At 59.3% G+C, this 12,981-nt stretch carries 9 protein-coding genes; 3 read left to right on the forward strand and 6 right to left on the reverse strand.

All coding sequences use genetic code 11. From position 1 onward, the window contains the following. The first annotated feature begins 464 nt into the window (after positions 1-464). Entirely contained in the window at positions 465-2,345 is a 1,881-nt protein-coding gene (locus AC1RL4_RS14855) for a methyl-accepting chemotaxis protein (RefSeq protein ID WP_018930308.1), read from the forward strand. 121 nt (positions 2,346-2,466) lie between these two features. Here the strand turns inward: AC1RL4_RS14855 and AC1RL4_RS14860 are convergent, their stop codons facing one another. From AC1RL4_RS14860 to AC1RL4_RS14880, 5 genes are all read right to left on the reverse strand, one after another. Then, positions 2,467-2,934 carry an SRPBCC family protein gene (locus tag AC1RL4_RS14860; RefSeq protein WP_028940403.1) on the reverse strand — a complete coding sequence of 156 codons (468 nt, stop codon included), beginning with the start codon at positions 2,932-2,934 and terminating at the stop codon, positions 2,467-2,469. 30 nt (positions 2,935-2,964) lie between these two features. Then, positions 2,965-6,381: a non-ribosomal peptide synthetase gene (locus AC1RL4_RS14865; RefSeq protein ID WP_230175641.1), complete on the reverse strand. Its 3,417-nt coding sequence runs from the start codon at positions 6,379-6,381 to the stop codon at positions 2,965-2,967. Positions 6,382-6,394: 13 nt separating this feature from the next. Beyond that, positions 6,395-7,324: a diiron oxygenase gene (locus tag AC1RL4_RS14870; protein WP_096481519.1), complete on the reverse strand. Its 930-nt coding sequence runs from the start codon at positions 7,322-7,324 to the stop codon at positions 6,395-6,397. After that, positions 7,321-8,097: a DUF3050 domain-containing protein gene (locus AC1RL4_RS14875; protein WP_493119627.1), complete on the reverse strand. Its 777-nt coding sequence runs from the start codon at positions 8,095-8,097 to the stop codon at positions 7,321-7,323. The genes AC1RL4_RS14870 and AC1RL4_RS14875 overlap by 4 nt, the downstream gene beginning before the upstream one ends. A gap of 743 nt (positions 8,098-8,840) precedes the next feature. Continuing rightward, entirely contained in the window at positions 8,841-9,551 is a 711-nt protein-coding gene (locus AC1RL4_RS14880; protein WP_019582915.1) for a GntR family transcriptional regulator, read from the reverse strand. 244 nt (positions 9,552-9,795) lie between these two features. On the opposite strand from AC1RL4_RS14880, the gene lapG reads away from it, so the two are divergent. Both lapG and lapD read left to right on the forward strand, forming a co-directional pair. After that, on the forward strand, positions 9,796-10,488 hold the full coding sequence (gene lapG / locus AC1RL4_RS14885) for a cysteine protease LapG (RefSeq protein ID WP_019582914.1): 693 nt from the start codon (positions 9,796-9,798) through the stop codon (positions 10,486-10,488). A 14-nt stretch (positions 10,489-10,502) separates the two neighbouring features. Further along, on the forward strand, positions 10,503-12,449 hold the full coding sequence (lapD, locus tag AC1RL4_RS14890) for a cyclic di-GMP receptor LapD (protein ID WP_230175640.1): 1,947 nt from the start codon (positions 10,503-10,505) through the stop codon (positions 12,447-12,449). A gap of 48 nt (positions 12,450-12,497) precedes the next feature. Here the strand turns inward: lapD and AC1RL4_RS14895 are convergent, their stop codons facing one another. Next, complete coding sequence (locus tag AC1RL4_RS14895; RefSeq protein WP_019582912.1) at positions 12,498-12,836, reverse strand: hypothetical protein; 339 nt, start codon at positions 12,834-12,836, stop codon at positions 12,498-12,500. Positions 12,837-12,981: the final 145 nt, after the last annotated feature.

Genomic DNA, 12,981 nt, shown 5'->3' on the forward strand with positions numbered 1-12,981 from the left:
CGATGCATCGCCGATGGTAGTGTGGGGTTTCCCCATGTGAGAGTAGGTCATCGTCAAGATTAAATTCCGAAACCCCTGTCTGCTTATGCAGACAGGGGTTTTGTCTTTCTGGGCTTATAGAAGTCTAAGTCTGAAGCGGGTCAAATCCAGGTCTGCGTGTCTCGCTACTCCTTCGAGCCAGTAGCATCAGATATAGACCCCCCTCATCGATACACCACAGCCAAAACACCTAACCCGCGATCATGACGTGCGGTAAGCCCAATAATCCGTCCCTTCTAGTACGCCGTTCGGCGGTTATCTGACGCGTTTTGTACAAATCCTTAAGTTTTCTCCCGCTCGTGCCGAAAGACTGATGACACATGCGTGCACCAAAGTAGAGCGGCTTCAGAATGCCGTCTGCGCTGTTACATGGAATGTTGCAACCCGGAACGCATCCCCACTTTTGGCATAAGAAGTCCCATGAAATGAATCTCAAGTTCAGCCATAAAATCCTGCTGGCCGCTTCAGGCGTCGTGGTGCTGGCGTTTGCGTTGTTCACTTTGTACAACGACTATCTGCAACGAAACACCATTCGGCAAAACATCGAGTCCTCCGTTGAGCAAGCCGGCGACCTGACTGCCAGCAGCGTGCAGAACTGGATGAGCGGCCGCGTGCTGGTCCTGGAAAACCTCGCGCAGAACGTCGCCCATCAGGGTGCCAATGCTGACTTGCCGGGGCTGGTCGATCAACCGGCCCTCACCTCGAACTTCCAGTTCACCTACGTCGGGCAGGCCAATGGCATGTTCACCCAGCGCCCTGACGCGAAGATGCCGGACGGCTACGATCCGCGTCAGCGCCCCTGGTACAAACAAGCCGTGGTCGCCGACAAGACCATGCTGACCCCGCCTTATATGGCGGCGGTCGGCGGGCTGGTGGTAACCGTTGCCATACCGGTGAAAAAGAACAGCGAACTGCTGGGCGTGGTCGGTGGTGACCTGAGCCTGGAAACCCTGGTGAAGATCATCAACTCGGTGGACTTCGGTGGTATCGGTCACGCATTCCTGGTCAGTGCCGACGGTCAGGTGATAGTCAGTCCGGACAAAGACCAAGTGATGAAGAACCTGAAAGACATCTATCCGGGTTCCAGTGTCCGTATCGAGAAAGGCATCCAGGAAGTCGTACTGAACAAGCAGGACCGCATCCTCTCGTTCACACCGGTGAGCGGTTTGCCGAATGCCGAGTGGTACGTCGGTCTGTCGATTGACAAGGCCAAGGCCTACGCACCACTGAGCCAGTTCCGCACCTCGGCGCTGATCGCGATGTTTATCGCCGTGACCGCCATTGCCGTGCTGCTGAGCTTGCTGATCAACGTGCTGATGCGTCCGCTGACCACGATGGGCCGTGCGATGCAGGACATCGCTCAGGGCGAGGGCGACCTGACCCGTCGTCTGGTCGTAGAAAGCAAAGACGAGTTCGGCGAGTTGGGTGGTTCCTTCAACCAGTTCGTGGAGCGGATTCACGCATCGATTTGCGAAGTGTCTTCGGCGACCCGCCAGGTTCATGATCTGTCGCAACGGGTGATGGCATCGTCCAACGCTTCGATCATCGGCTCCGACGAACAAAGCGCCCGCACCAACAGCGTGGCCGCGGCGATCAACCAATTGGGCGCCGCCACCCAGGAAATCGCCCGCAATGCCGCCGATGCTTCGCAACACGCCAGCGGCGCGAGCGAACAGGCCGATGACGGCCGTCAGGTGGTGGAACAAACCATCCAGGCCATGACCGAGCTGTCGCAGAAAATCAGCCTGTCCTGCACGCAGATCGAAACCCTGAACGCGAGCACCGACAACATCGGCCACATTCTGGATGTGATCAAAGGCATCTCCCAGCAGACCAATTTGCTGGCGCTCAACGCGGCTATCGAAGCGGCCCGTGCCGGTGAGGCCGGTCGTGGTTTTGCGGTGGTGGCGGATGAGGTGCGCAACCTGGCTCATCGCACCCAGGAGTCGGCGGAAGAGATCCACAAGATGATCAGTTCGCTGCAGATCGGTTCTCGCGAGGCGGTGACTACGATGAACGCCAGTCAGGTGTCCAGCGAGCAGAGCGTCGAAGTGGCGAACCAGGCCGGCCTGCGACTGGTCAGCGTGACCCAGCGTATTGGCGAAATCGACGGCATGAACCAATCGGTGGCCGCGGCGACCGAAGAACAGACCGCCGTGGTCGAAACCCTCAACGTCGACGTCAACCAGATCAACCTGCTGAACCAGCAGAGCGTGGCCAACCTCAATGAAACATTGAAGGATTGTGATGCGCTGTCCCAGCAGGCCAATCGTTTGAAGCAACTGGTTGATAGCTTCAAGATCTGATTGAGGTCAGTAGGATCGCGTTATCGTTCTTCGCGTGAAAGCCTCGCTCCTACAAGAGCTAACCTGTAGAAGCGAGGCTTGCCTGCGATAGCGGTAGATCAGTCACCGCTGAACCGAAGCACTACACAAACAGCTTCACCACATTCCCCATCGCATCATCGGCAAACCCCTGAACGAACTGCTTGAACCCCGGCAGGGCCTCGGCGCCGCCCTGGGCCGGCTCGGCAATGATCGTCCAGGTCGCCCGCGACTTGTCTGCGCCCAAGGATTCCACACTCATCGCGGCCCATAAATTGGCCACGCCCAAGGTGTTGTAAATTGTGGTCCAGGTCATGTTCAGCGCCTGGTTATCCCGGGAGTTGAGTTGTTCGACCACCAGGTTGCCGTCTTTGAAGAATTTCTTGCGCAGTGACGACACGCCATCGCCGGTCATCTCGATGTGCGACAGCGCCGGAATGAATTTGTCGAAGCCGGCAAAGTTGCCGACCACTGCCCAGACTTGCGCCGCGTCGGCCGGTACTTCCACCGAAGACACAACGTGGCAGCCTTGAGGGTTTTTGATCAGGGTATCGGGTTGCAGAGTATTCATGGTTTTTGCTCCGTGCGGGGTTGGGGTGAATCAGATGAAGTTGATTTCTTTGAGGTAGTCGCAGCCGCGTCGCAGCAGCGCCGGGGATTTTTCCGGGTAGTGCGCGCCCATCTGCCGTACACCGGCCTGGGCGTTATCGTGGCCGATCATCGAGATGTCGCCGATGTCTTCCTCGAAGCCGTTGAGGTAGAAACCCAGCACGCCAAACAGCGCGTTATCACTGTCGACCCGGCCCAATTGCTGCTGCCAGTCGGCGACGCTGACCATCGAGAACTCCCGACCGGCTTCGCGAAAGGAAGCCACGTAGGTGTCCCAGCTCAGGGGTTCGGGGTTGTGCAGGTTGAACACCGCTTTTTCGGCCTGGTAACGGCTGGCATGGAAGGCGATGAAACGGGCGAGAAAATCCACCGGCATCAGGTCGAAATTCAGTGCGAACTCCGGTACCTGACCGAGCTGGATCGAGCCCTTGAGCATCAGCATCAGGCGATTCTTGTGGGGCTGGCAGACGCCGGTGAGGCTGTTGAAGCTGATATTGCCGGGGCGATAAAGATTGACCCGAACCCCACGTTCCCGCGCCCTTTCGAGGATCCGCTCGCCGACCCATTTGGACAGGTTGTAGCCGTTCTTGATGTAGATCGGCGGTGTCTGCGCGGCGGGCAACTCCAGGACCCGGCCATCGTCGGAAATCGTGCTGGACGCCGAGAGCGTCGAGACGAAGTTGAAGATCTTCTTGCTGCGTCCTTCACACAGGCGCAGACACTCGAAAATCGGTTCGACGTTATCCCGCGCCAACGACTCGTAATCGAGGACGTGATTGACGTTGGCGGCGTTGTGCACCAGTGCGCCGAACTCTCGATCCAGCCGTTCGTAAACCGCTTCGCTGAGCCCCAGTTGCGGGCGAGTGATGTCTGCCGCGTAAACCTGCACCCGGCTCAGGTCCAGATGCTCCAGGCGGTTTTCCCGCAACGCATCCGCAAAGCGTTGCGCCGCCGATTGCCCACCGCCATCGCGCACCAGGCACGCCACTTCGCTGGCGCCCCAGGCCAGCAGCGCTTCGACGATATGCACACCGACAAAGCTGTTGGCGCCGGTGACGATCACCTTGTGCACATCGCCCATTCGGCTGATCGGCAGCGGCTCGATGTCCAGTTCACGGAAGGCATCGGCCAGGGCTTTTTCACTCAACACTTCCTCGGTCCCGGAGCCGCGCACCAACGTCGCCAGCTTCGCAATCGTCGGTAGTTCGATGAAGCGGTTAATCGAGATACTGCGGCCGAACTCCTCACGCAAACGCAGGAGCATGCGCGACAGCAGGATCGAGTGCCCACCGAGGTTGAAGAAGCTTTCGTCGGTGGAAATGTCGCTGGCGGGCAGCTCCAGCAGCTCAGCCCAGATTTCCAACAACAGCGCTTCATCGGCGCTGGCGGGCAAACACCGTGGGCTGTTTTCGGTCACGTTGACGGGCAATTCCAGCAGTGCTTTGCGGTCGACCTTGCCGTTGCTGGCGAACGGCATGCTTGCCAGTTCGGTCCAGGCGATCGGCTGCATGTAGTCCGGCAAAAATTGCATGGCATGGGCTTTCAAGGCTTCGCGAGCGGCACCGGGTTGCGCTTCCTGGGGTTGCGCGAGAAAGGCCAGAATCCGTCGATGACAATCGATGACCACCGCCACCTGACGGTATAGCTGGCTGTCGCGCAGGCAGCGTTCGATCTCTTCCGGCTCGACCCGAAAGCCGCGAATCTTCACCTGATTGTCTCGCCGTCCGCACAGCTCGATACCGTCGGCGGTCCATTTGGCCATGTCGCCGGAGCGGTAGGCGCGCAGGCTCTGGCCGTTCGGCAGGTGCAGGTTCAGATAGCGTTCGGCAGTCTGCTGCGGATTGTTCAGGTAACCCAGGCACACCCCTGGGCCGACGATGTACAACTCACCGACGGTTTGCTCGGTCACCGGTTGCAAATCCTCATCAAGGATCAGCACCTGACTGTTGGCAATCGGTGCACCGAGGGTCCGGTTGCTGTCGCCGGTACGCAGTTGCCGCGCGGTGATCAGCACCGTGGCTTCGGTCGGGCCATAGAGGTTGTAGAGATTGCCTTGGCGGGTCAGTTGCTGGACTACGTAGGGTTCGCAGACATCGCCGCCGGTCATCACATGATCGAGGACCTGCAACTGATCCAGCGGCAGGATGCTCAGCAAGGCTGGCGGCAAAAAGGCATGGCTGAGTTGTTGGTGGCGGATCAGCTCGACCAGTTGCAGCGGGTCACGACGTTGGTCCTCGTTGGGCACGATCAGCTCTGCGCCCTGCAGCAGGGTCGGGAAGATATCGATCAGTGACGAGTCGAAACTCAACGATGAAAACTGCAACGCCCGGCTCTGTTCGGTCAGCTGCACGTAGTCGGCGTACCATGCGGTGAAGTGCGCGAGGTTGGCCTGGCTGAGCAGCACGCCTTTGGGGTGACCTGTGGTGCCCGAGGTGTAGAGCGCCATGCATGGCGCGTCGAGATCGGGGCGTTGGCGCATCAAGGGTTGATCGAGGTTCACATCGCCGCTGTCGATACGGCTGATGTCCAGCCCCGGCATCGTCTCGCTGAGTGGATGCTCTCCGTCATGCAGCAACAACACCGCCCCAGCGTTTTCCAGAATGTACTGCTGACGTTGCAGCGGGTGGCTGGGCTCCAGCGGCAGGTACACCGCGCCGCTGCCGAGGATCGCCAGAATCCCTGCATACAACGCACTGCATTTTGGCAGGCAGACTCCGACCACCAGAGGCCCTTGATGCTGATCGAGCAACGGTTGCAATCGCTGTTGGATGGCGCGGCTGTGGGCGTGCAGTTCTCGATAGCTCAGCGACGTGCCGGCGATGCTCAGCGCCACACGCTCGGCAGACTGAATGAAGCGCTGTTCGAGCCGCTCGATCATCGGGATCTGCCCAAGTTGCAGCAATCGTGGTTCTGCCGTGTTGTTGAGGCGGTGGACGAAGGCCAGGTGCTCTAAAAACTGCAGGTTTTCCACCTGCTCGAAGTGCGCGGAAATCGTCGGCTTGGCCTGCAGGAAATAGTCGGCATCCCGGGAGAAGCGGCTGACCAGCAGCGCCACATGATCGACCAGATCGGCCACCGCTCGCAGGCGCAATGCCTGGCCGTTGCCGGACAACTCTTCGGCGACCGGCACGCGACTCAACGGCGTCGAGTTGTACGTGCACAGCAGGTCCAGCGGTGGCAGCCCGCTAGCTCCCGGCAACCCGACACCCACTTGCAGCATCAGGTGCGGCGCATTGCCGAAGTCCCGAAATGGCAGGCTCGCATCATCGATCAGCAAATCAAATAGGCCCGGCGGCGATTCTTCCACATTCGCAAGTCGCGCCAGTGAATGACCGTGTTGTTCGAGCTCCAGCGCCAGTTCGGTCAGGGCCTGGCTTTGCCCGATGAGCAAAATATCGAGACGTCTCATGATGTTCTCCTCGTTAAACCAGGTAGTCGCTCAGGGCGCTTTGCACGCACGGTGAATCGAGCAGCGAACTGCTGCGGAAAAACCGCACGATGTTGGCGACCAGCGGGTGATGGCGATTGATCGGGAAGGCCAGCCCCGACACTTCGCTCTTGAGGGCCTGACGCACCACGTCGCTGATCTGCAAGGCGTCGATCAGGCGGAAGTCGAAGGACTTCTGGATGTCGTTGGTCAGGTAATGGCCGATGAACACCGGCAGGATTTGTGCGATGCACTGGCGATCGTCTTCGCTTGCGGTGTGCCAGTAGATGCGCACCAGCCGCGACCAGAACCCGGAGTGACGGCCCTCGTCCAGCAAGTGGTCGGCCATCAGGCCTTTGATCGATTGCTTGACTGTGTCGTCCTTGGCGAACGCCGCTACATCGCCGGTCACGGTGTTCTCGGCGATGGCCACACAGATCAGCTCCACGGCGCTGCGCAGGTGTTCCGGTGCGAGGGCCACGGCCGCCGGGATGGCACGGCTTAGTTCTATTTCATCCGGCAGTTCGATGGGGGTGATGCCGGTCATGGCGACGGTCTGCTGCATGAAGTCCATGGCCACCAGGGCGTGGTAATCCTCGTCCACCACCACGGTCATGGCGTCGTAGCGACAGGCGAACGGGAACGCCACGCTGAAGCGGTTTTTGGCGATGCTGCGGGCGGTCTTGTCGACGATCTCGGTTTCGAAAATCACCACGTCATTGATGAACTTGTAGAGCGTCTGTACCAGGGCGAAGTCCCGTTGTTCCGGGCATTCGCGCAGGAAGGTTTCGCTCAGCACCAGCGGCTGGCGGCTCAGTGGATAGATCAGCTTGTCGTCGTTCTCCAGCACACGCCGGGGGCGGGTGCGAATGGTTGCGCGGCTTTCCCAGGCGTCGGCGAAGGATTGATAGTCGGCGGCGTTCATGCGTTCACCTCGGCAACCGGTTCGCTCATGCTCAGGCGCAAGCCGTCCCACAGCGCGATGCGACTTTCCACGGCGGCGATGGCGCTGGCGTATACGTCTTCTTCGCGCTGCGGATCGCCATTGACCAAGCGTGCGAGGAGTTTTTCCGCCGCTGGGCCGTGGTCTTCGGAGTCGACTTCGATGTGCCGTTCCAGGTAGTAACGGAAGGTCGGCGCCTGTTCGATGCCAATGCCCCAGTCGTCGAGAATCCGCTGGAACATCTGCGGGATGACACTCTCGCGGCCGTGCAGAAACGCCGCCGCCACACTGTGTCCCGGCGCATGCAACGCGGTGTGCAAGGTGTGGCGTACGAACTGTGCGGCCGCCGGGTCGACGTCCACGCTTTGCAAGGCCACGTCGTAGCTCACGCCTTCTTTTTGCAACGCCACGAAGCGTTCGACGGCGACTGTGCTTGCACCGACTTCGCGCATCGCATCGAGGTACAACTCGAAATGGCTGTAGTGACCTTGGGCGGGACGATCATCGGACTCTTCACCGAGCACGATCTCATTGATCAGACGCGCGGCCTGCGGATCTCGTGGCGGCAGCCAGGGCAGCTGAACGCAGGTCAGTTCCTGTTGCAGGCGTTTGGTCAGCGACATGAAATCCCACACTGCAAACACATGGGTTTCCATGAAGTGTTGAAGCACCGATAACGAATGTATTTCAGAAAAGATCGGGTGCGCACTAAGTTCTGCTTTCTTCTGATTAAGACGATCTTTAGTCGGTTTCATGAGCGAGCCTATAAGTAATCTGGAATACCGTTGAGGGGGTGTTGATCAATAAGTAACGGTTGCTTGAAGTTTTCTATTGGCGAGCGGGTGCCTCAATTGAATTGATGCTTTTTAGGGTTATGCAATCGCTGAGTAGTGCTTGGCCCGGTGTTTATGGGCGGCGGAGAAAAACTAATGCATGAATAAAGTGTCGGGCAAGTGTTTTTTTAATTAATTGAAAGTTCAATTTTCTCAGGCGCGACAAGTTCCAATAAGACTTTTGTATAAAGTTTTATTTTGGCGTAGTTGCTCCTTTCGGCGTATATAAGCCAAAATTCAAATAAAGAGTGAATGCCTCACTCGAAGCAACTTTCTACTTGGGTCATTGATGTGATCTGAGGGGGTGGAAGTTGGCTGGGAGCGACGCCGGTTCTTCCTTTCCCGTGACAAGACTCCTTCCGTTGGTTCTTGTGGTGCGGGTGACTGCTCCGGGGTGCGGTGCGTCGCCCGTCATTATTCGTTGGCAGCTCAAGAGTGAGCGTAATTCACGGCGCTCGCTATCACCCCTGCATGATCTGATCGGTGCAATTATCGGGCTCGGGGGTGACAGGGCTTTGGGAGTTGGCATGAAGTCGCTGCACACCGGCGCGGTGTGGGCGAAAGGGGGATTTGTAAGCAGGTTTGTTCGTTGAGCAGTCCAGGTGCGGATCAGCCAGAAATCGAGGCGAGCCGTTCAATGACTCGCTCGGAGCTGTCGCCACGGATTACTTCGAGGTTTTCCTGCGCTGCGCCTCAGGGCTCGCGAGGTAGTGCGTGATGACTTCGACACCCCGGTTGAGGTGGTTTTCGAGCAACATCACCGAGTGTTCGACATCCCGGTCCTCGGCGGCCCGCAACAACGCTCGGTGATCTTCCTGGGACAGTTTGCCAAGGCCCATGGCTTCCAGGTTGAAGCGCAGGAAGCGTTCCTCTTCGTTCAACCCGTCTTCGACCAGTTTCAGCAGCCGCTGGTTGGGGGCTTTGTGGTAAAGCGCCATGTGGAACAGGCGATTGAGCCGGCCGATCTCGGTGTAGTCGTGTTCCGTTTCCAACTCGTCGATGTAGCGTGCAGCCTGTTTGAAATCGGCGTCTTCAAGCAGGGGGATCGACCGACGCAAGGCTTCGGACTCCAGCAGGATCCGCAACTCATAGGTCTCTGTTGCATCGCCCTGTACCAACGGTGCGACCACAGCGCCCTTATGGGCGATCACGTTGAGTAGCGCTTGCGCCTCAAGCTGGCGCAAGGCTTCGCGCACCGGCATGCGGCTAACGCCAAACAGGTCGGCGAGGTCTTGCTGACGCAGGGCTGTGCCGCAGGGAATGCGACCGTCGAGAATGGCTGCGCGCAGGGTTTCTTCGATCACTGAGCGTGCCAAATGAGCGGGAATCGGCCCATTGACCTTGATGCTGCTGAGAGGGTTGGGCTTCTGTGTCACGACAAACGCACCCTGATTGGCTGAAATATTTGGATCCAAATGGACACTAGTGACTGCCTGACGGGTTGTCAAACAATCGGAAAATCAAAAAGATCGCAGCCTTCGGCAGCTCCTGCGATCCCTTTATTGCTCCTGCCATTCAAGTTTAGCGTGTTGGCAGTGATCTCACCGTGCCATTGTCTTTTAGCAGACTAACCTTCACCATCAAGCAGATTTTCCATCTGCCTGACCTGGATGCCTCGCATTGGCGGTACGTTTCGCGATCCCTCGGACTTTGCGCTGGCTAGGCTGCGCACTGCTGCTGGCCGGCGTCATGCTGGGCGGGCTGCATGCCGACTGGGATTTCTCGCTGATCAGCCGTCGCGCGCAGGCATTGTACGGACCTTTGGGTGAAGGGCGGCAGCGCATCGATGCCTGGCAGCAGTTGCTGGCTACGCAAAAACAGGTCGGCGAGCTGGAGCAGCTCAACGTGGTCAACCGGTTCTTCAACAAGCAGATGCGCTACGAAGAAGACATCGACCTGTGGCACGAGGTCGATTATTGGGAAACACCGATCGAAGCCTTGTGGAAGGGCGCCGGCGATTGCGAAGACTACGCTATCGCCAAATATTTCAGCCTGCGTCATCTTGGTGTCTCCAGTGACAAACTGCGCATTACCTACGTCAAGGCTTTGCGACTGAACCGCGCGCACATGGTGCTGACCTACTACGCGAGCCCCGAGGCCATGCCTTTGGTGCTCGACAGCCTGATCGATGCGATCAAGCCCGCCAACCAGCGAACCGATTTGCTGCCGGTCTACTCTTTCAATGCCGAAGGGTTGTGGCTGCCGGGTGCCAAGGGCAACAAGAAGGTCGGAGACACCAAACGCCTGTCTCGCTGGCAGGACGTGTTGAAGAAAATGCAGGCCGAAGGTTTCCCGGTCGAGACGATTAACTAGGAGCACGCGCTCAGATGTCTTTGTTCAAACAGCTGTTGATCGCTATCTGTCTGTTCCTGGTGGTCGCCTTCACCGGCAGCTTCATGGTCAGTCTGGAAAGCTCGCGCACCCAGTACGTCAATCAGTTGCGTTCTCACGCCCAGGACGCCGCGACGGCATTGGCGCTGTCCCTGACGCCGAACATCGACGACCCGGCAATGGTCGAGTTGCTGGTCAGCTCGATCTTCGACAGCGGTTACTACGCGAGCATCCGCGTGGTCGATCTGGCCAACGACAAGACGATTGTCGAGCGCAGCGGCATCCCGGCGGTCACCAACGTGCCCGACTGGTTCGTCAAACTGATCGGCCTGGAGCCGGCCGGTGGCGATGCGATTGTCAGCCGTGGCTGGGAGCAGGCCGCGCGGGTCGAGGTGGTCAGCCATCCGATGTTCGCGTTGGCCAAGCTGTGGCAGAGCGCGTTGGGCAGCCTCGGCTGGTTGCTGCTCTGTGGCGCGGTGAGTGCGGTGCTGGGCGCGTTGTTGCTGCGTCGGCAACTGAAGCCGCTGGACTACATGGTCAAGCAATCCCATGCCATTGCTCGCCGGGAATTCTTAAGCCTGCCAGAACTGCCGCGCACCCCGGAACTGCGCCGGGTGGTGCAGGCCATGAACCAGATGGTCGAGAAGCTCAAGGCGCTGTTCCAGGAGCAGGCCGAACGCAGTGAAAAGCTGCGCGCCGAGTCCTATCAGGACAACCTGACCGGCTTGGCCAACCGGCGCTATTTCGAAATGCAACTGAACACGCGAGTGAACAATTCGGAGCAGGCCAGCTCCGGTTATTTGCTGCTGTTGCGGGTTAAGGATCTGGCCGGGTTGAACCAGCGGCTGGGCGGTCAGCGTACCGATGAATTGTTGAAAGCGGTCGGCGAGCAGTTGTCCCGAGAATGCGCCAAGTACCCGGAAACCCAGAACCTCGTGACGCGGATTCGTGGTGGGGAATTCGCCGTGTTGGCGCCGGGGCTGGTGCGTGAAGAAGCGCTGCAACTGGCGAGTAACCTCGAAAGTGCCTTGGGGAGCCTGCATGCGACGGGCGCCACGGACGTGGCTTCGGTGGCTTCGATCGGGTTGGCGCCGTTTGCCCATGGCGACTCGCCGCAAGCGGTGATCGGGTTGGCGGATCAGGCACTGGCCCAGGCGGAAAGCCAGGGCGAACCGAGCTGGGCATGCCTCGATCAGGGTGCGCCGGCGCGGGTTGGCGACGATCACCATGCCTGGCACACCCTGCTGGATCAGGCGTTGGACCAGCAGCGTTTCGAGCTGTATTTCCAGCCGGTGGTGGCCAGCCACGACACGCAATTGGTACTGCATTACAAAGTGCTGTCGCGCCTGCTCGACGAGCAGGACCAGACCATTCCCGCCGGGCGTTTCTTGCCATGGCTTGAGCGTTTCGGCTGGACCGCGCGGCTGGACCGTCTGATGCTGGAACTGGTGCTCGAGCAGATGGTCGACCATGAGGAGTCGCTGGCGCTGAACCTGTCTTCGGCGACACTGGCGGACCCGCAGGCGCTGAACGCAGTGTTCGATATCCTGCGTCAGCATTCGAATCTTGGCGAACGACTGACCCTGGAAATCGGCGAAGAGCAACTGCCCGAGCAGGCGGTATTGGAACAGCTGACGCGGCGTCTGCGCGAGCTTGGGTTCTCCCTTAGTCTGCAGCGTTTTGGTGGGCGCTTCAGCATGATCGGCAACCTGGCGCGGCTGGGGCTGGCGTATCTGAAGATCGACGGCAGTTACATCCGCGCGATTGATCAGGAGAGCGACAAGCGCCTGTTCATCGAGGCGATTCAGCGAGCGGCGCACAGCATCGATTTGCCGTTGATTGCCGAGCGGGTCGAGACCGAAGGGGAGTTGTCGGTGATTCGCGAGATGGGGTTGTATGGGGTTCAGGGGCAGCTGTTGGGTGAGCCGAAGCCTTGGCAGTAGCCCGCTCATCATTCCCACGCAGAGCGTGGGAATGATCGGCGTCAGGGGTTAAATCAACCCCGTCTCATCATCATCGATCAACTGGCTCAACCCGCCCAACGCCTCACGTGCCTGGGTCCGGTCCATGAGCTTGGCTTGCGCAGCCGGCGGCAGGTCGGTGACGCGGATCACGCCTTTCTGGGTCAGCACCTGAATCAAGTCGTCGAGTACCCGAATCATCTCCAGGTCGCTCTGCTTGAGCTGCTTGAGGCTGGTCTCCACCACTTCGTGGGCATACCAGGCCTGGATTTCATGGTGGTCGGCCGGCAGCGTTTCCGTGGCCTCGGCGTAGGCCGTGGCTTCCACGCGCACTAACTGACCTTGCGCATCGCGTTGCACGTAAAACATTAAGCATCCCTCGGAAATGGACCAGCGTCGTGCTGTCAGCAGCATAGGCCAACGCAGGCGAGTATGCGGTGCGACGACGAAATCGTCACCCGTGAGGTGGGCACAAACGTGACGGCCGCCCGGTTTGGGCGGCCGTCAGCCTGCG

The organism is Pseudomonas sp. GW822-FHT07A10, from assembly GCF_058798795.1.